Raw genomic sequence first — 17,859 nt, forward strand, 5'->3', positions numbered from 1 at the left:
CGCGCCTGTTGACCGCGTGGGCCGGGTGTGATCCGAGCCGGCCTGCGGCCCGCTGGGCACCGTGAGCGGCGGGAATGCAGGCCCTGCCGATCCCCTACCACTTGCAGCCGCTGTCCTTCTTGTCGAGCAGCAGAACGAGTGGCGCCAGCAATCCACCCGGAATCCCATCCTTGCAGTTGCCGCGTTTGGCCCCCGCGATCAGGCGTGCCGCCTTGGTTTCGGTCTCGTATGGCTTGGGCGGAATCTGCGCCACGGCCATCCCCGCGCGCGCCGGGTCCGGTTTGGTGGCGATCTCGCGCGCGAACTTGCGGGCTGCATCGGGATCGAAGCGCGCTGCCCCGGCCGGCGGGGCCACCGTGAACGCCTCAGGCGGGGCCGGCTCATTGGCCTTGTCGTCGGGTAGCGCGATCACATCAGGCGCAGTGGTCCGTGCCTTCGCCGGGCTGGCCTTGCGTACAGCTTGCTCTACGGCGGCCGGTGCCGTCTTCGGCTTTCCTTGCTGTTTCGGCACAGGCAGATCGTCGGGCACGGGAAACGCCTGTGGCCTGGGTTCCGGCACCGGTTCAGGCGCGCGCAGTCTCACGACCAGTGCCTCCGCTGGCACATCGGCCTCGTTGCGCCAGGACGGCATCGCCCCCTGCCGATACGCGAACAGCAGTAGTCCATGCGCCACGATCGAAACGGCAATACCGGCGCCGACCCGGAACAACACCCGGTCGTTCATGGTTTGACCGTGCGCAGGTGCGTAAAAATGCATCTATTTTGTAGGAAATCGCGAAAAAATCATCCTGTCCCTTGACCAAGTTCATTCCGTCCGTTATTATTCTGGTCCTCGGAGTGTGGCGCAGTCCGGTAGCGCACCTGGTTTGGGACCAGGGGGTCCAAGGTTCGAATCCTTGTACTCCGACCAGTATTTCTTATGCAGGCTGACGAAAAACACCTCGTCGGCCTGTCATATCTTCCTCTCGCAGTTCTGTCTCGCATCATTCTCCTTCCCAGTAGTCGACCGATTGGCCAATGTGGCCTACTGTCCGTTGTGGCAAGGTGTTTGCACCGCCGCCTGCATCGAGCAGCAGTGTCGCATACTTCCCCGAATCGGGAAATTCCACCACTTCCGGCGACATATTCGTGCTCAGCGCCAGATAGCGCAACTCCCCTTCCCCCGTATTGATGATTTGATGTGCCGTTTCCTGCCCGCCGGCCGGACAGGCGACAACATCCCCCTGGCGCAGCGGAAAGCGCGAGGCGCCGATCCTGATCGTTCCACATCCTTGGACAACGATGAACACCTCTTCGTTCACCCGGTGGTTATGAAAAGGGAAGGCGCGCTTGCCGGGCGCGAGCACGGTCAGGTTGCAGCCCAGCGCGCGCATGCCGATCAGTTCACCAATCATCGCCATGCGCGGCGCAAACCGTTCGGCGGCCGGGCCGGTGGGTGCGTACTGCGGCGGAAAGTCTTGCGGTACCAGCTGGTCGAGGTTGGCGATGGGATGCGGCATGCGGTTCTCCTTTGCTTCATTGATAAGCCATTATAGGAGTGCGCCACAGGAAGAAAAACAGCGGCAATCGTAATACACTGTCAAATTGAATTGACAATCGATGGCCTATTTATGCTGAACCTGAACCGGCTGCAGATGTTCGTCGCCATCGTCGAGACCGGCTCGTTCACGAAGGCTGCGGCCAGCCTGGACGTCACCAAGGCCATGCTGAGCTTCAACCTGAAGCAGCTTGAGGGCGAGCTCGGCGTGTCGCTGCTGATCCGCACCACGCGCCGCATCGCCCTCACCGACGCCGGCCAGCGCTTCTTCGACAGTTGCGTGCAGCTGCTGTCGCAGGCCGAAGCGGCGATCGACGCCGCGCGCAGCAGCCACGCAGCCCTCACAGGCACCCTGCGCGTGAGCTCGACCGCCGAATACGGCGCGCACATGGTGGTGCCCGCGCTGGCTGCGTTCGCGCAGCGGCACGCAGGATTGAAGGTGGATTTTTCGGCCTCGCCGGGTCTGGCGGATCTGGTATCGGAGCGCTTCGACCTGGCCCTGCGCCTGGGCAGCCTGCGCGACTCGACGTACCGGGCGGCGCTGATGGAACGCTTCGCCAGCGTGCCCGTGGCCAGTCCCGCTTACCTGGCGCGTCACGCGGCGCCCGACACGCCGCAGCAGTTGCAGGCGCTCGATGGCATCTTCCATACGCGTTTTGAAGGGCCATTAAGCTGGACGCACACGGCCAGCGGCGACATCGTCGCCACCACGCATCCACGCCAGCGCATCGTCACCGATAACGCCGCCGGCATGCGCAGCTTCGCGCTGGCCGGCGCCGGCGTGGCGATCCTGCCGGACTGGCTGGTGCGCGATGACGTCGCCGCGGGACGTTTGGTGCGGCTACTGCCCGCGTATGCGCTGCCCGAGCAGGGCGTGTCCGCGGTCTACCCGAACACGCGCCATCTGCCGGCCAAGGTGGGCATGTTTATCGCCTTCCTGCGCGACTTCATCGCCAATCAACACACCTGACGCATTACCCCGCGCGCTTGGCCGCCAGCGCATTGCCCGCACGGCTGGAACCCTTGCGCCCCAGGTGCTGCGAAATGAACTGCCCCGCATCGACCACCATATCGAGATCGATCCCGGTCTCGATGCCAAGGCCCTGCATCAGGTACAGCACATCCTCGGTCGCCACATTCCCCGTCGCGCCCATGGCATACGGGCAGCCACCCAGGCCCGAGACTGACGAATGAAAGATCGATACGCCCACTTCCAGGCTGGCGTAGATATTGGCCAGCGCCTGCCCGTACGTGTCGTGGAAATGGCCGCAGATCCGGTCCAGATGAAACTCCCGCGCCGCGCGCAGCATCACCGCCTGGGTCTTGCGCGCGGTCGAGACGCCGATGGTATCGGCAATGTCGATTTCGTCGCATCCCAGCTCGCGCATGCGGCCCACCACGTCGGCCACGGCATCGAGCGATACCTCGCCCTGGTACGGGCAGCCGAACGCGCAGCTGATGCTGCCGCGCAGGCGCAGGCCGTGATCCTTGGCCGCCTTGGCCACGCTCTCGAAGCGCGCGATCGATTCGGCGATCGAGCAGTTGATGTTCTTTTGCGAGAACGCTTCCGAGGCCGACCCGAAGATCACCACTTCATCGGCTTTAGCCGCCAGCGCCGCATCGAAGCCCTGCATATTCGGCGTGAGCGCCGAATAAATGGCGCCGGCACGGCGCGTGATCCCGGCCATCACCTCGGTGCTGGTCGCCATCTGCGGCACCCACTTGGGCGACACGAACGACGCCGCCTCGATGTTGGCGAAGCCGGCGCGCGAGAGGCGGTCGACCAGTTCGATCTTGACGGCGGCGCTGACCGACTCCTTCTCGTTTTGCAGGCCGTCGCGCGGCCCGACTTCAACGATCTTGACTTTCTGCGGCAGGGTGCTCATGGGGGTTCCTTGTTCGTGTAACAGTTAGTACCCGCGTGCGCGGTCGACCACGTCGGCCACCGGCTCGCCGCGTTCGAGCGCGCCGATCTTGCCGGCGATCTGCGCCACGCTCTCGCTGGGCAAGGTCATCGCCGACATATGCGGGGTGATGGTGATGCGCGGCTCGTCCCAGAACGGGTGGGGGCCGGGCAGCGGCTCGTTGCGGAACACGTCGAGCGTGGCGCCGGCGATGTGGCCGGCGCGGATCAGGGTCAGCAAATCCGGCTCGGCCAGGTGCGCGCCGCGCGCCACGTTGACCACATACGCGCCTTCCGGCAGCTTGGACAGGTTGGCGCGCGCCAGCAGGTTGGTGGTGTCGGGCGTGAGCGGCAGCATGCACACCAGCACCCGCGTGCCGCGCAAGAATTCATCGAGTCCATCCTCGCCCGCAAAGCAGCTGACGCCATCGATCTCCTTCTGGCTGCGGCTCCAGCCGCGCAGCGGAAAGCCGAAGTGCGCAAGGGCGTCGAGCACGCGCCGTCCAAGCATCCCCATGCCCATCACGCCGACCGTGAACTGCGCCTTGTCGAACTGCGGCAGCGGGTTCCAGACACCGCGCCGCGCCTGGCGTTCGTATTCGTCGAAGCGGCGGAAATAGCGCAGCACCGCGTGCGCCACGTATTCGGCCATCTGGATCGCCATGCCGGCGTCGCCAAGACGGATGATCGGCACCGGCGGCAGCGCATCGCCGAATTTGAGAATGGCGTCCACTCCGGCGCCGGTCACGAAGATCGCCTTGACCCCGTCCAGCTGCTTGAGCAGCCCGCCCGGGGGCGACCACATGACGGCGTAATCGCAAGGCGCGAAAGGAACGCCTTCCTGCCAGAGCACCACCTCGGCTTGCGGCAGCACGCTGGCAAAATCGCGGACCCACGGCCCGGTAACGCCATCGGCCCGATGTAGAAGAATGCGCATGCTTGTCTCCACTATGTTTTTCTGGTTTTTATGCAGCCTTGAATGCCAACAGCGGTGCGCCGTCGGCGACCTGGTCTCCCACCTGATACAGAATTTCCTCAACCAGCCCGTCGCCTGGCGCGCCGATGGTATGTTCCATCTTCATCGCTTCCATGATGACGAGCGGGTCGCCCTTCTTGACTTGCTGTCCTTTGGTGGCGAGTACCGCCACCACTTTGCCCGGCATTGGCGCGGTCAGGCGCCCGCCTGCGGCTTCGGCTTCGCCGGCGTGCGCCATCGGGTCGTTGTAGACCAGCACAAAGTGCCGTCCGCCCGTGAACACGTGGAAGGTGTCGCCATCGCGTCGCACGGCGCCGTGGATCGAGGTCGCACCGAGCTTGATCGACAGCTCCGCGCCAGCGTGCGCGGTGACCGCCAGCTCGGCGTCGATGCCATTGACCGACAGATCCCACCCATGCGGGCGGTAGGTCAGGCCGACCTTGTATGCCTTGCTTTCCTTCGCCGCCGAATACTCGTCGGTAAACGAGAGCTGGCGCTGGTACGCGCTGTTCAGGCGCCAGCCGAGCGCATTGCCCCACGGGTCGGACCGGTTGTGCGACTGGCTGCTTGAGGCCTGCTTTTCGGCGCCGGTCAAGGCCACCGCTGCCAGCGCCAGCGCGCCGACGGGAGCCGCTTTCGGCGGCGGGAACAAGGTGTCGGCATTGCGCTCGATCAGGCCCGTGTCCAGGTCGGCGGTCGCGAACGCGGCGCCTTCGACCAGGCGCTTGAGGAATGCGATATTCGTGGCCAGGCCAACGATCTGGAACTCGGCCAGCGCCTGCGACATGCGCGCCAGCGCCTGCGTGCGGTCCGCACCCCAGACAATCAGCTTGGCGATCATCGGATCGTAGTACGGCGAGATGGCATCGCCTTCGCGCACGCCCGAATCGATGCGCACCGGCGCCGGCGAACCGCCCGGCGTACCACCGAGCTCGAAGCTGACCGCACCCGGCGTATCCATATGGCGCAAGGTGCCGATCGACGGCAGGAAGCCCTTTTCCGGGTTCTCGGCGTAGATGCGCGCCTCGATCGCGTGGCCGTGGATGCCCAGTTCGGCCTGCGTTTTCGGCAGCGGCTGGCCGTTGGCCACGCGCAGCTGCCATTCGACCAGGTCGGTCCCGGTGATCATTTCGGTGACCGGATGCTCGACTTGCAGGCGCGTGTTCATCTCCATGAAGTAGAACGAGCCATCCTGGTTGGCGATGAATTCGACCGTGCCCGCGCCCACGTAGCCGACCGCGCGCGCGGCAGCCACGGCGGCCTCGCCCATGGCGGCGCGGCGTTCAGGCGACATGCCCGGCGCCGGCGCTTCTTCCAGCACCTTCTGGTGGCGCCGCTGCACCGAGCAATCGCGCTCGTGCAGGTAGACGCAATTGCCGTGGGTGTCGGCGAACACCTGGATTTCGATGTGGCGCGGACGCAGCAGGTATTTTTCGGCGAGGACCTTGTCGTCGCCAAAGGAACTGATCGCCTCGCGCTTGCACGAGGCCAGCGCCGCCTTGAAGTCTTCCGATTTTTCGATCACGCGCATGCCCTTGCCGCCACCGCCGGCACTGGCTTTCAACAGCACCGGATAGCCGATGCGGTCGCCCTGCTGCTGCAAAAAGTCCGGATCCTGCTGGTCGCCGTGATAGCCCGGCACCAGCGGCACGTTGGCCTTTTCCATCAGCGACTTGGCAGCCGACTTGGAGCCCATCGCACGCATGGCCGAACCCGGCGGGCCAATGAACACCAGGCCTACTTCGGCGCAGGCATCGGCAAATTCCGCGTTTTCGGACAAGAAGCCGTAGCCGGGGTGGATCGCCTCGGCGCCGGTGGCCAGTGCCACGGCGATGATCTTGTCGCCGCACAGATAGCTTTCCTTGGCGGCGGCGGGGCCGATCAGTACAGCTTCATCGCATACCGCGACATGCTTGGCGTTCGCGTCCGCCTCGGAGTACACGGCGACAGTCCTGATGCCCATGCGGCGCGCGGTAGCGGCTACACGGCAAGCGATTTCGCCACGGTTGGCGATGAGGATTTTTGTGAACATGCGTGGGTCTCGATCGATGTTGTTCTAAAAGGTGGATCAGCCGCCGCAGCTGGCCTTGGGCGCCGATTCCAGGGTCGAAGCGCGCGTCACCAGGCCCAGTTTGGCCAGCAGCACGCGGTCGTCTTCGGCTTCCGGGTTATCGGTGGTGAGCAGCTTGTCGCCGTAGAAAATCGAATTGGCGCCGGCCAGGAAGCACATCGCCTGCACCGCTTCGCCCATCTGGCGGCGGCCCGCCGACAGGCGCACGCGCGCCTGCGGCATGGTGATGCGCGCCACTGCGATGGTGCGCACGAATTCGAACGGGTCAAGCGGGTCGATGCCGTGCAGCGGCGTACCTTCGACCTGCACCAGGTGGTTGACCGGCACCGATTCCGGATAGGGATTGAGGTTCGCCAGTTGCGCGATCAGGCCGGCGCGCTGCAGGCGCGATTCGCCCATGCCGACGATGCCGCCGCAGCAGACCTTCAGGCCGGCGCTGCGTACGCGGCCCAGGGTGTCCAGGCGGTCCTGGTATTCGCGGGTCGAGATCACGTTGCTGTAGAACTCGGGCGCCGTGTCCAGGTTGTGGTTGTAGTAGTCCAGGCCCGCTTGTTTCAGGCGGTCGGCCTGGCCTTCTTCGAGCATGCCGAGGGTGGCGCAGGTTTCCAGGCCCAGTGCCTTGACTTCGCGCACCATCTCTTCGACCTTTTCCATGTCGCGCTCTTTCGGGCTGCGCCAGGCGGCACCCATGCAAAAGCGCGTGGCGCCGTTGGCCTTGGCCTGGCGCGCGGCGTCGAGCACCGTCTCGATGCCGAGGATCTTCTTGGCTTCGACGCCGGTGTCGTAGCGCGCCGCCTGTGGGCAGTAGCTGCAGTCTTCCTCGCAGCCGCCGGTCTTGATCGACAACAGCGTGGCCAGTTCGACGTCACCGGCCGGGAACTGCTTGCGGTGCACCGTCTGGGCCTGGAACATCAGGTCGTTGAACGGCAGCTCGAACAGCGCCAGCACGTCCGCCAGAGGCCAGGTGGCTGCTTCCGGCAGGGTGATCGCGGCCGCAGGCGGGTGGAAAGAGACTGATTGGGTTTGGGACATCGTGGTTCCTTCAGGTTCAGTCGCGCGCGGACGGCCAGCCAGGCAGCCCCGCGAGATCAATAAATTTGGCCGCTTCGGCAGCCGTCGGCGGGTTTAGGTGCGGGATGCGCCCCAGCAGGCGCGCCGGGATGCGCCCGGCCAGCGCTTCGACATTCTCGTCGGCGAAGCGCATGTCCGGATCGATTTCGTTGACCACCCAGCCGGCCAGCACCAGGCCGCGCGCGATAATCGCTTCGGCCGTCAGCAGCGCATGGCTGATGCAGCCAAGACGCAGACCCACCACCAGGATCACCGGCAGGTTGAGTTGTTCGGCCAGCTGGGCGCTGTCGAAATGGTCCGAGAACGGCACCCGGAAGCCGCCCACGCCCTCGACCACCACGGCATCCGAGGCGGCCGCGATTTCGGCATAGGCGGCAATAATCGGCACCGGTTCGATGGTCACGCCATCGAGCCGGGCGGCGATGTGCGGCGCGCAGGCTTCGCGCAGCATGTAGGGGGTGGTGATGTTGACCGGCAGGTGCACGCTGCTCTCGGCGACCAGCATGTCGGCGTCGTCGTTATGCAGTTCGCCGTCGCGCATGGTGGCGCCAGCGGCCACCGGCTTCATGCCGCAGGCGCGCACGCCGCCGGCCACCAGCGTGTGCAGGATCGCGGCCGAGACCAGCGTCTTGCCGATTTCGGTGTCGGTGCCGGTCACGAAACAGCAAAAGCGTAGCGGCAGGCCTTCGGCCGCCAGCGACGGCTGTGGCTCGGCCACCAGCACCGGTTCAGCGTCCAGCGCCGGTTCGGTCACCACGGGTACGATGGGATCATTGAGGCTCATCTCACGTCCTTTCCAGGTCGTTGAGCACAGCGGCGAGCTGCGCGACTTCTTCATGCGTGTGCGCGGCCGACAGGGTCACGCGCAGGCGGGCCGTCCCTTCGGGCACGGTCGGAGGCCGGATCGCCGGCACCCACAGGCCATGCCCGTGCAGGCCGGCGCCGATGCGCAGCACTTCTTCGTTGGTGCCGATGACGATCGCCTGGATCGCGGTGGTCGATGGCACGCGCTGCCAGCGTTTCAGGTCAATCTGTTCATCGAACGCCGCGATCAGCGACTGCAAGTGGGCGCGGCGCGAGGCGCCTTCGTCGCCGCTGATGATGCCGATGCTGGTCATCAGCGCATGCGCCAGCGCCGGCGGCGCCGCGGTGGTGTAGATGTAGGGCCGGCCGCGCTGGATCATCAGTTCGATCACGCTGGCGTGCGCCGCGACAAAAGCGCCGCCGACGCCGGCCGCCTTGCCCAGGGTGCCCATGTAGACGATATTCGGCGAGCGCAGATTGAAGTGTTCGAGCGCGCCGCGTCCGTGCGCGCCGAGAACGCCAAAGCCATGGGCGTCGTCGATCACCAGCCACGCGTCATGCTGCTCGCACAGCGCCAGCAGTTCGGGCAGGGGGGCGATGTCGCCATCCATGCTGAAGACGCTGTCGGTGACCACCAGCTTGGCGGTGGCATTGCTGGCGGCCAGCAGGGCGCCCAGGGCCGCCAGGTCCGCGTGCGGATAGACCTTGACGGCGGCGCGCGCCAGCCTGGCGCCGTCGATCAGCGAGGCGTGGTTCAGCGACTCGGAAAAAATCTGGGCATCGCCATCGGCGCCGAGCGCGGTCAGGATCGCCAGGTTGGCCATGTAGCCGGTGCAAAAGCTCAGCGCGCGCGGCGATTCGAAGTGCGGGCCGATGAATTCCGCCAGCCGCTCTTCGAGCCGCTGGTGCGCCACGCTGTGGCCCGATATCAGGTGCGAGGCGCCGCTGCCGGCGCCGTACAGGTCCGCGCCTTCGCGCAGCGCATCGACCACGCGCGGGTGCGCCGCCAGGCCAAGGTAATCGTTGCTGGCAAAAGCCAGCAGCGCGCGGCCGTTCACCATCAGGCGCGGCTTGCAGGGCGTGTCCACCACGCGCCGTTCGCGCGTCAGGCTTTGCTCGTCCAACTGGCGCAGTTGGCGCTCGATTGCATCAATCAGCTTCATCGGTCAGCTCGCGATCACGGTGTCGAACACGGCGCGGGTGCGCTCGGCCAGGCCGTCGCTTTCCTCGTCGGAGAGAATGTACGGCGGCATCAGGTAGACGGTGCGGCCGATGGGGCGCAGCAGCAGTTCGTTTTCCAGCGCGCTGGCAAAGAAGCGGCGCGAAAAGGTGGCGGCGCGCGCGGCGTCGGGTTCGACCGCATCGAAGGCCCAGATCATGCCGCGCTGGCGGAAATTGCGCACGCGCTCATGTTCGGCCAGAGGCGTCAGCGCTGTTGTCAGACGCGTGGCGCGTGCGCGGTTGCGGTTCAATACGTCGTCGTCCTGGAAGATCTGCAAGGTCGCCAGCGCCGCGCGGCAGGCCAGCGGGTTGCCGGTGTACGAGTGCGAATGCAGAAAGCCGCGTGTGACGTCGGCGCTGTAGAAGGCCTGGTACACCTCGTCGCGCGTGAGCACGAGCGAGAGCGGCAGGTAGCCGCCGCTGATGCCTTTCGACAGGCACAGGAAGTCGGGCCAGATGGCGGCCTGCTCGCAGGCGAAAAAGGTGCCGGTGCGTCCGCAGCCAACCGCGATTTCGTCGAGGATCATGTGCACCTGGAAGCGGTCGCACAGTTCGCGCACCAGCGTCAGGTACAGCGGGTCGTGCATCGCCATGCCGGTCGCGCACTGGACCAGCGGTTCGATGATGATGGCGGCGATGTGGCCGGCGCGTTCCTCGAACAGCTTTTCCACGTCGGCGGCGGCGCGGCGCGCCACATCCTGGGCGCTTTCGCCCTCGATCGCATTGCGCGCGTCCGGGGACGTCACCACGCGGGCCGCGCGCAGCAGCGGGCCGTAGGCATCCTTGAACAGGGCCACATCGGTGACGGCCAGTGCACCGATGGTTTCGCCGTGGTAGCTGCCCTGCAGGCAGACGAATTCCTGCTTGTCGGTCAGGCCCGCATTGCGCCACGCATGAAAACTCATTTTCAGTGCGATTTCGACCGCCGATGCCCCGTCCGACGCGTAGAACGCGTGGCCGAGCACCTTGCCGGTCATCTCGGACAACTGCTCCGACAGGCGCACCACCGGTTCGTGCGTGAAGCCGGCCAGCATGGCGTGCTCCAGCCGGTCCAGCTGGTCTTTCAGCGCCGCGTTGATGACCGGGTTGGCGTGGCCGAACAGGTTGACCCACCACGAACTGATGGCATCCAGATAGCGCTTGCCTTCATGGTCGTACAACCACGCGCCGCGCCCGTGGCTGACGGGGATCAGGGGAACACTGTTTTCACCATGCGCATGGTGCTGCATCTGCGTGCACGGGTGCCACACGCTGCGCAGGCTGCGCGCTACCCAATCCTGGGGCATGTCCGCCATCACGTCACACCAGCCACGAAGGCTTGCGTTTTTCGAGGAAGGACGCGACGCCTTCGCGACCTTCATCGGACGCGCGTACCTTGGCGATGCGCTCGGCGGTGTCGACCACCATCGCCGCGTCGACCGCCTTGCCGGTGATCTCGCGCACCAGCACCTTGGCTTCGCGCACGGCGCTCGGGCTGCTGGTGACCAGCGCGTTGACGATCGCCGCCACATGCGCGTCGAGCGCGTCGGCCGGCACGATGTCGTGCACGAAGCCGATGCGGTGCGCTTCCTGGGCGCTGAATTTTTCGGCCGTGAGGAAGTAGCGGCGCGCCGCGTTTTCGCCCATGGCGCGGATCACGTACGGCGAAATGGTCGCCGGGATCAGGCCCAGCTTGACTTCGGACAGGCAGAAGCTGGCGCTGTTGACGGAGACCGCGATGTCGCAGGCGGCGACCAGGCCCATGCCACCGGCATAGCAGTCGCCCTGGATCTTGGCGACCACCGGTTTCGGACACAGGTAGATCGCGCGCAGCATCTCGGCCAGCTTGGCGGCATCCTCGCTGTTTTCGGCGTGCGAGTAGCCGGCCATTTTTTTCATCCAGTTCAGGTCCGCGCCGGCGCAGAAGGCCGGGCCGTTCGCATCGAGCACGATGGCGCGGATATCGTCGCCGCGTCCCAGTTCATCGAAGGCCAGCGACAGTTCGGCGATGGTGATTTCGTTGAACGCGTTGCGCACGTCCGGACGGTTCAGGGTGACGGTGGCGACGCGGTCGGCGATTGAAACGGCGAGTGTCTGATATTCCATGCGATTCCTTTACCTATTGCTTTACATGCGGAAGACGCCGAACTTCGTGTCGGCAATCTCCGCGTTGAGGGCGGCCGACAGGCCCAGGCCGAGCACCATGCGGGTGTCGGCCGGATCGATCACGCCATCGTCCCACAGGCGCGCGGTGGCGTAGTAAGGGTGGCCCTGGTGTTCGTACTGTTCCTTGATGGGCTGCTTGAAGGCGGCTTCTTCGTCCGCCGACCACTGGCCGCCCTTGCCTTCGATGCCGTCGCGCTTGACCGTGGCCAGCACCGACGCGGCCTGGTCGCCGCCCATCACCGAGATGCGCGCGTTAGGCCACATCCACAGGAAGCGCGGCGAGAACGCACGGCCGCACATGCCGTAATTGCCGGCCCCGAAGCTGCCGCCGATGATGACCGTGAACTTCGGCACCGCCGCCGTGGCGACCGCCGTGACCATCTTGGCGCCGTTGCGGGCGATGCCTTCGTTTTCGTATTTGCGCCCGACCATGAAGCCGGTGATATTTTGCAGGAACACCAGCGGGATCTTGCGCTGGCAGCACAGTTCGATGAAGTGCGTGCCTTTCAAGGCCGACTCGGAAAACAAAATGCCATTGTTGGCGATGATGCCGACCTTGACGCCGTAGATATGGGCGAAGCCGCAAATGAGCGTGGTGCCGTAGCGCGCCTTGAATTCGTCGAAGTCGCTGCCGTCGACGATGCGGGCGATGACTTCGCGCACATCGAAAGGTTTGCGCGTATCGACGGGAATGACGCCGTACAGTTCTTCCGGCGCGTATTTGGGTTCGACGGACTCGCGCAGCGCCATCTGGGCCGGTTTCACGCGGTTCAGGTTCGACACGATGGTGCGTGCCAGGGAGAGGGCGTGCAGGTCGTTCTGCGCCAGGTGGTCGACCACGCCGGACAGGCGCGTGTGCACGTCGCCGCCGCCCAGGTCTTCGGCCGTGACCACTTCGCCGGTGGCCGCTTTCACCAGCGGCGGGCCGCCCAGGAAAATGGTGCCCTGTTCCTTGACGATGATCGATTCGTCGCTCATGGCCGGCACGTAGGCGCCGCCGGCGGTGCACGAACCCATGACGACGGCGATCTGCGGGATGCCCTTGCTTGATAAATTGGCCTGGTTGAAGAAGATGCGGCCGAAATGGTCGCGGTCGGGGAAGACGTCGTCCTGGTTCGGCAGGTTGGCGCCGCCCGAGTCGACCAGGTAGATGCAAGGCAGGTGGTTCTGGTCGGCGATTTCCTGCGCGCGCAAGTGCTTCTTGACCGTCATCGGGTAATAGGTGCCGCCCTTGACGGTGGCATCGTTACAGACGATCACGCACTCCTGGCCGGACACGCGGCCGATGCCGGTGATGATGCCGGCGGCCGGCGCGGCACCGTCGTACATCTCGTACGCGGCCAGCTGGGAAAATTCGAGGAAGGGCGTGCCGGGATCGAGCAGCATCTGCACGCGGTCGCGCGGCAGCAGCTTGCCGCGCGCGACATGCTTGGCGCTGGCGGCCTCGCCTCCGCCGGCGGCGGCCGCGGTGACCTTGGCGCGCAGGTCGTCGACGATGCGTTGCATGGCCGCGGCGTTGGCCTTGAAGTCGTCGCTGCGCGGATTGAGTTTGCTGTCGATATGGGGCATTGCGATCCTTTTTTAGTCCGGGAAACTGCCGTCCAGGTAGTACCAGCGCGCCACCCCGTCGTGGGTCTCGCGGACGAAACGGCTCACTTCGTGCAGGCGCTGCGCGCGCCCGCCAATCTTGTAGCGGGCGACGAATTCTACGGTATCGGCGTCCGGCGATTCTAGCAGGTTTGCTTGACGTTTACGTAAACGTAAAGCAGATTTAATCTCCAGTCCCAGCCAGCGGGTTTGTTCGTTTTCGCCGACGATGGGCTCGGCCGGGACCGTGCTCGGGTGCCAGGTGGCGCGCAGGTAGGCTTCCTTGCCCAGGGTGTAGGCGGTGTAGCGCGAGCGCATCAGGGTTTCGGCGCTCGGCGGCACCGCCTCGCCCGCCAGGAATGGGGCGCAGCAAGTGGCGAAGGAGGCGCCGCCGCAGGGGCAGATGGAGGGAGAGGGCATGGTTGTTTGCAAAAACGGAATCTTGCAATTATCCGCCATATTGCCGGCATTGACGGCGCGGCGTGCGTATGTGCGTGCGGACAGAGCGCGGATGCGGCGCAGGGGTGGTTTGGAGCGGCCTGTATTTGCTACTGTACGCCGAAGCCTGCCTTGAACTGTCCCAGCAGCCTGGCTGCGTGGCCATCCGGGTCGGCCTTGGTGAGCAGTGCGCGGGCCATGTCGCTGATCAGGGCATCGGTTTGAGCCGTGTCGGCCAGCATCGCAGTCAGTTTTTCCGTCGTCGGCGCAAGGCTTAACTTGCGTGCATCGTTCCCCAGCAGCCATACGCCGCCCAGCTCAATGTCGAAGTCAACGTCCTCAAGTACCTCCTCAGGAACGGTGTAGACGCGCTCCTGGTCGATGTCGTGATAGAGAAGCATCAACGCCGTCAGATCGGTAGCGTCCTTGTGGGTGCCCCGCCTTCTGTCGCGCCACGCGAACAGTTTCAGTACGGCGATGGCGGGGAGGGATGCGATCGCCACGCTGACGCCCGCACCAATCTCCACGCTGACCGCCGATGCGAGCGCGTCAGCAAACCCAGCCACATTCATCACGATCGCCATGTCTGGCGGCCAGCGAATTTCCTCGCGCTCGCCACCCAGGGTGCCGAATGGTACGAGGTCGACGGGGATTGCATGTGGCGCTGCCGTCGGCCGGTAGTAAAGTTTGTGAAGGGTATGCGCATCCGCTTGAAACTGGTGCTGGCCAATCAAGCGCTGCCGCAGCGCGTCGAATTGGTCCCAAGTGTCGATTGCGAAGGCAAAATCGACGTCCCTTGTCGCTCTGCCCGCAGGCAGGCCGAACACGTGTTCGACAAGGATGATCCGCGCCGTGGCGCCTACCAGCAAGGCGTTGTGGCCCAGTGCGGCGGCGGCGTGCCCGATTTCGCGAATCACGGCAAAGGTGGCGTCATCGATGGGAGTCTTGAGTTGGAGTTCAGTTCGCATTTTTCAGATCTTGGTAGATCATCGTGGCAACTTCGAGATTGCGCGGCTCCATGCTGGCGACCAGATCGGCGTAGGCGAGCAGCGGCGGTACGCTGGCTGGCGTTGCTTTGTCGATCTGCGGCAGCTCCCAGAACTTTTCCAGTATTTCGATGTCTCCATCCGGATCGGCCCGCAACTTGTTTTGAATGACCAGCTTGCCCAGGTTTTGCCGCATGCTGGCGCTGTGCATGTAGATGGTGATTTTTTCGGGCTTGAGGTAACCAGTCAATTGGTCGGCCGCTACTTCGCCGCCCCACGCCGCGTCGAATTGGCCGATATCGACGCTTTTCCACCAGTCGCGCTCCAATGCCCGGAAGCGCCGCGCAGCGAGTTTCGGGCGTAGCACGATCGGGTACATCGTCACCCATTCGTTCATCAGCCTGTTCTTTTCCAGGAAGCGGCGGCCGCTCTTGGCATGGTTGATGTATCCCCGCCTTGCGAGGTCCTGGATGATCGCACCGATGGCGCCAAGCGAGACGCCGGCAGCCTGGCTGAGAACGCGATACGGTGCGTTCAGCAGTTCAGGTGCGCAAAGCAGCACGAAGGCCAGTCGTAAAGCGCTGGGACCGACGGCACGGACGCCGTCGCTTAGAGCCGCGTTGAGTGCGCCGTCCTTGCTGGGGCGTTGTCCCTTGACGAATACCAGCATGCCTGGCGCTTGCAGGTATGCATTGCCATCGGCATCGATGAATTGCACGCCGATGTCACGGCATTTGCCGGCCAGTTCGGCTGACATTCTTGGCGCCACCAGCAGGCATGGGCAGGGCGCTTCGGCGAATCGCTGCTTGACCTGATGCAGCATCGCCATGCGGTCGATGTGTTTGATCTCGACGAGATAGCGATACGACCTGCCGTCGACGGACAGCTCAAGCTCCGCATCCGCACCGCTTCCGTGTTCATTCCTTGGCTGGAATGCGCGCACTTGCCCGGTAATGCCGGTCGTGGTGGCCAAGGCATCGATAGCGATCTCGAGTACGAGCTCGGCGTTTCGCTGCCTGCTGTTCAGGAGTGGAGCTGAAGCGTTCATTTTTCTTCCATGTTCACGTTACATGAACATTGAGCGTCTTTGAACATGCTGTCAAGCTTTGTTCATATTTTTTCCATGTTCACGAATCGTGAACATGGCGTGCTTTTGAACAAGCTCGAAGCGTTTTACACAGTTGCCTCGGCAACAGGTATGAACTCACCTTGTGTGGCGGCAATAACGTCCACCTGTTGGCGTCGCGCGGTGCCGATGCCAGAAATGCCGCCAGGCGCAATAAGCCCTCATGCAAACCCTGAGCACCTCGGAAAAATTGAATTAAAGATTTCTGAAGCGGATCTTGAAGAGGATCCGGACTACGATCCTGAAGTTGACGGCCAGATTGCGTACCTGAGTCTTCCCGATCACCCGGCGGAGGGCAGGTCTGGCTGTGTCAAAAAAATGCTGCGTCTGTCCGACCTCATCGCCTATGAAGGCGCGGATATTTACATGGACTTCGACGCTGCCGGACGCCTTATCGGCATCGAAATCCTGACATAGGGGCCGCGTTCGAACAGAACCGTGGCGGCCGACCCGCAGCCCGTCGCCGTCAACCCTGCGCAATTGTTCGTCAGCCACGCAGAGCGAGCCCCTCCAAACTGATCGGCGGCGCCTCGCCGCGCATTACAGCGGCCAGGATGCTGGCCGAGCCGCACGCAAACGTAAACCCCAGCGGTCCGTGCCCCACGTTGAGCCACAGGTTAGGCAAGGGCGTAGCCCCGATGATCGGCGCGCTGCTGGGCGTGGCTGGCCGCAAGCCGGCCCACGCCGTCATCGCCTCGTAATCGCCCGCCCGCGGCATCACCGCGCGCGCCTGGCGCAGCAGCCCGGCGATCCGGCCCGCGTCGAGCGATGCATCCTCCCCCACCATATCGACCATGGCCGCCACGCGCAGCTGGCCGCCGATGCGCGCATACAGCACCTTGCGCTCGAAGTCGGTCACGCTGATCTGCGGCGGGCAGTCCCTCGGCCGCACCGGCGCGCTCAGGCTGTAGCCCTTGAGCGGATACAGCGGCAGGTAGATGCCCGCCGTGGCCGCCAGGGTGCGGCTGCGGATGCCCGCCGCCAGCACATAATCGTCCGCCGCCAGCATGCCGGCACTGGTATCGAGCCACGCCACCCTGCCCTTTTCAAGCAGAAACCCGCGCGCCTCGCCGCGCACGATGCCGCGAAAGCGCGGATGGGCGCGCAGGCGCTGCCCCAGCCCGCGACAAAACGCATGGCAGTCGGCCACCGCCTCGCCCCGGTTGAACACGCCGCCGGCCAGCACCGCTTGCGCCGCCGCCAGCGCCGGTTCGGCCGCCACGCAGGCGGCCGCCGACAGCACCTCGGCGCCCGCTGCAAGCCGCGCCGCCACCTCGAAGGCCTTGGGAGAGCGGTACACCACCAGCTTGCCCGCCTCGCGCCAGCCGAACTCATCTTTAGGAAGGATGCCGTCCAGCTGCCCCATCGCGCTGCGGCTCAGTTCGCCAAGCTGGAGCAGGCGCGCCGTGGTGCGGCGATGGATGCCGGCATCGCAGTGCGCGACGAACTGTGCCAGCCAGCGCCACTGGCGGCGGTCGGCCTCGGGCCGGAAGCGCAGCGGCCCGTCTTTTTGCAACAGCCAGCGCAGCGCCTTGAGCGGCACCCCGGCATCGGCGAACGGGGCCACGTAGCGGTAGCTGAGCTGGCCGCCATTGCGGAAACTGGCGCCGGCGCCCAGCGTCTCCTCGCGTTCGAGCAAGGTCACGCCGAAGCCGGCCTCCAGCAGCCACCAGGCCGATGCCAGTCCCACCACCCCGCCGCCGATCACGATCACTTCCCGCATGCCGCTTCACCTATCTCGCTACGCCCATGGCAGCAGCTTACGCACAGCGCGCCGCGCCCGCCACTCAATCCCGCGCCGGGGCCCATACGCGCTATTCATGGGTCTTGTCTATGCGCTAATAAGTCTGGCGCCTTTGCCAGCATGGCATAAAATTTCCAGAATGGCGCGCGAGCCGGGCAGCCAATCAGGCTAGAATGCATGGCGAGCCGCTATCACGTGCCGGTATGCGCGCCGTGGATAATGTCATACCGGCGCCTGCTGACCGGCGGCG

Annotated in this window: 17 protein-coding genes and 1 tRNA gene; 3 read left to right on the top strand and 15 right to left on the bottom strand. The window is 65.0% G+C overall.

What is annotated here, in order from left to right; all coding sequences use genetic code 11:
* Positions 1-94 precede the first annotated feature (94 nt).
* Complete coding sequence (locus PO883_RS17980; protein ID WP_289310987.1) at positions 95-724, bottom strand: hypothetical protein; 630 nt, start codon at positions 722-724, stop codon at positions 95-97.
* Positions 725-833: 109 nt separating this feature from the next.
* Here PO883_RS17980 and PO883_RS17985 point away from each other — a divergent pair.
* Positions 834-910, top strand: a tRNA-Pro gene (locus PO883_RS17985).
* 73 nt (positions 911-983) lie between these two features.
* Here the strand turns inward: PO883_RS17985 and PO883_RS17990 are convergent.
* Positions 984-1,499, bottom strand: a complete 516-nt coding sequence (locus PO883_RS17990; protein WP_289310988.1) for a cupin domain-containing protein — start codon at positions 1,497-1,499, stop codon at positions 984-986.
* Between the two features lie 111 nt (positions 1,500-1,610).
* On the opposite strand from PO883_RS17990, the gene PO883_RS17995 reads away from it, so the two are divergent.
* A complete protein-coding gene (locus PO883_RS17995) occupies positions 1,611-2,507 on the top strand; it encodes a LysR family transcriptional regulator (protein WP_289310989.1) in 897 nt (298 codons plus the stop codon).
* Positions 2,508-2,511: 4 nt separating this feature from the next.
* Here PO883_RS17995 and PO883_RS18000 read toward each other — a convergent pair whose 3' ends face one another.
* From PO883_RS18000 to PO883_RS18055, 12 genes are all read right to left on the bottom strand, one after another.
* Complete coding sequence (locus tag PO883_RS18000; RefSeq protein WP_289310990.1) at positions 2,512-3,423, bottom strand: hydroxymethylglutaryl-CoA lyase; 912 nt, start codon at positions 3,421-3,423, stop codon at positions 2,512-2,514.
* Between the two features lie 24 nt (positions 3,424-3,447).
* Positions 3,448-4,377 carry a glyoxylate/hydroxypyruvate reductase A gene (locus PO883_RS18005; protein ID WP_289310991.1) on the bottom strand — a complete coding sequence of 310 codons (930 nt, stop codon included), beginning with the start codon at positions 4,375-4,377 and terminating at the stop codon, positions 3,448-3,450.
* Between the two features lie 28 nt (positions 4,378-4,405).
* Complete coding sequence (locus tag PO883_RS18010) at positions 4,406-6,448, bottom strand: acetyl/propionyl/methylcrotonyl-CoA carboxylase subunit alpha (protein ID WP_289310992.1); 2,043 nt, start codon at positions 6,446-6,448, stop codon at positions 4,406-4,408.
* Between the two features lie 36 nt (positions 6,449-6,484).
* The gene (gene bioB, locus PO883_RS18015) at positions 6,485-7,519 is read right to left on the bottom strand and encodes a biotin synthase BioB (protein WP_289310993.1); all 1,035 of its coding nucleotides are present in this window, start codon (positions 7,517-7,519) and stop codon (positions 6,485-6,487) included.
* Between the two features lie 16 nt (positions 7,520-7,535).
* The gene (gene bioD / locus PO883_RS18020; RefSeq protein ID WP_289310994.1) at positions 7,536-8,342 is read right to left on the bottom strand and encodes a dethiobiotin synthase; all 807 of its coding nucleotides are present in this window, start codon (positions 8,340-8,342) and stop codon (positions 7,536-7,538) included.
* Position 8,343: 1 nt separating this feature from the next.
* Positions 8,344-9,525, bottom strand: coding sequence for an 8-amino-7-oxononanoate synthase (gene bioF / locus PO883_RS18025; protein ID WP_289310995.1), 1,182 nt, complete (start codon positions 9,523-9,525; stop codon positions 8,344-8,346).
* Between the two features lie 3 nt (positions 9,526-9,528).
* Positions 9,529-10,878: an adenosylmethionine--8-amino-7-oxononanoate transaminase gene (bioA, locus tag PO883_RS18030; RefSeq protein WP_289310996.1), complete on the bottom strand. Its 1,350-nt coding sequence runs from the start codon at positions 10,876-10,878 to the stop codon at positions 9,529-9,531.
* Positions 10,879-10,882: 4 nt separating this feature from the next.
* Positions 10,883-11,668, bottom strand: coding sequence for an enoyl-CoA hydratase/isomerase family protein (locus PO883_RS18035; RefSeq protein ID WP_289310997.1), 786 nt, complete (start codon positions 11,666-11,668; stop codon positions 10,883-10,885).
* A gap of 21 nt (positions 11,669-11,689) precedes the next feature.
* Positions 11,690-13,297, bottom strand: a complete 1,608-nt coding sequence (locus PO883_RS18040) for a carboxyl transferase domain-containing protein (protein ID WP_289310998.1) — start codon at positions 13,295-13,297, stop codon at positions 11,690-11,692.
* A gap of 12 nt (positions 13,298-13,309) precedes the next feature.
* Entirely contained in the window at positions 13,310-13,735 is a 426-nt protein-coding gene (locus PO883_RS18045; RefSeq protein WP_289310999.1) for a YchJ family protein, read from the bottom strand.
* A gap of 128 nt (positions 13,736-13,863) precedes the next feature.
* A complete protein-coding gene (locus tag PO883_RS18050) occupies positions 13,864-14,721 on the bottom strand; it encodes a nucleotidyl transferase AbiEii/AbiGii toxin family protein (RefSeq protein WP_289311000.1) in 858 nt (285 codons plus the stop codon).
* On the bottom strand, positions 14,711-15,787 hold the full coding sequence (locus PO883_RS18055) for a type IV toxin-antitoxin system AbiEi family antitoxin (RefSeq protein ID WP_289311001.1): 1,077 nt from the start codon (positions 15,785-15,787) through the stop codon (positions 14,711-14,713). The genes PO883_RS18050 and PO883_RS18055 overlap by 11 nt, the downstream gene beginning before the upstream one ends.
* 45 nt (positions 15,788-15,832) lie before the next feature.
* On the opposite strand from PO883_RS18055, the gene PO883_RS18060 reads away from it, so the two are divergent.
* The gene (locus tag PO883_RS18060) at positions 15,833-16,282 is read left to right on the top strand and encodes a DUF2283 domain-containing protein (RefSeq protein ID WP_289311053.1); all 450 of its coding nucleotides are present in this window, start codon (positions 15,833-15,835) and stop codon (positions 16,280-16,282) included.
* Positions 16,283-16,352: 70 nt separating this feature from the next.
* Here PO883_RS18060 and PO883_RS18065 read toward each other — a convergent pair whose 3' ends face one another.
* On the bottom strand, positions 16,353-17,588 hold the full coding sequence (locus PO883_RS18065; protein WP_289311002.1) for a D-amino acid dehydrogenase: 1,236 nt from the start codon (positions 17,586-17,588) through the stop codon (positions 16,353-16,355).
* Positions 17,589-17,859 lie beyond the last annotated feature (271 nt).

It is taken from the genome of Massilia sp. DJPM01 (genome assembly GCF_030348125.1).
GTDB classification, from domain to species: domain Bacteria; phylum Pseudomonadota; class Gammaproteobacteria; order Burkholderiales; family Burkholderiaceae_D; genus Telluria_A; species Telluria_A frigida.

Coding starts and splice junctions, on each gene's coding strand:
- PO883_RS18060 (WP_289311053.1), top strand. CDS start 15,833: ATGCTGTCAAGCTTTGTTCATATTTTTTCCATGTTCACGAATCGTGAA.
- bioD (WP_289310994.1), bottom strand. CDS start 8,342: ATGAGCCTCAATGATCCCATCGTACCCGTGGTGACCGAACCGGCGCTG.
- PO883_RS18035 (WP_289310997.1), bottom strand. CDS start 11,668: ATGGAATATCAGACACTCGCCGTTTCAATCGCCGACCGCGTCGCCACC.
- PO883_RS18045 (WP_289310999.1), bottom strand. CDS start 13,735: ATGCCCTCTCCCTCCATCTGCCCCTGCGGCGGCGCCTCCTTCGCCACT.
- bioF (WP_289310995.1), bottom strand. CDS start 9,525: ATGAAGCTGATTGATGCAATCGAGCGCCAACTGCGCCAGTTGGACGAG.
- PO883_RS17995 (WP_289310989.1), top strand. CDS start 1,611: ATGCTGAACCTGAACCGGCTGCAGATGTTCGTCGCCATCGTCGAGACC.
- PO883_RS17990 (WP_289310988.1), bottom strand. CDS start 1,499: ATGCCGCATCCCATCGCCAACCTCGACCAGCTGGTACCGCAAGACTTT.
- PO883_RS18050 (WP_289311000.1), bottom strand. CDS start 14,721: ATGCGAACTGAACTCCAACTCAAGACTCCCATCGATGACGCCACCTTT.
- PO883_RS18065 (WP_289311002.1), bottom strand. CDS start 17,588: ATGCGGGAAGTGATCGTGATCGGCGGCGGGGTGGTGGGACTGGCATCG.
- PO883_RS18010 (WP_289310992.1), bottom strand. CDS start 6,448: ATGTTCACAAAAATCCTCATCGCCAACCGTGGCGAAATCGCTTGCCGT.
- PO883_RS18000 (WP_289310990.1), bottom strand. CDS start 3,423: ATGAGCACCCTGCCGCAGAAAGTCAAGATCGTTGAAGTCGGGCCGCGC.
- bioA (WP_289310996.1), bottom strand. CDS start 10,878: ATGGCGGACATGCCCCAGGATTGGGTAGCGCGCAGCCTGCGCAGCGTG.
- PO883_RS18055 (WP_289311001.1), bottom strand. CDS start 15,787: ATGAACGCTTCAGCTCCACTCCTGAACAGCAGGCAGCGAAACGCCGAG.
- bioB (WP_289310993.1), bottom strand. CDS start 7,519: ATGTCCCAAACCCAATCAGTCTCTTTCCACCCGCCTGCGGCCGCGATC.
- PO883_RS17980 (WP_289310987.1), bottom strand. CDS start 724: ATGAACGACCGGGTGTTGTTCCGGGTCGGCGCCGGTATTGCCGTTTCG.
- PO883_RS18005 (WP_289310991.1), bottom strand. CDS start 4,377: ATGCGCATTCTTCTACATCGGGCCGATGGCGTTACCGGGCCGTGGGTC.
- PO883_RS18040 (WP_289310998.1), bottom strand. CDS start 13,297: ATGCCCCATATCGACAGCAAACTCAATCCGCGCAGCGACGACTTCAAG.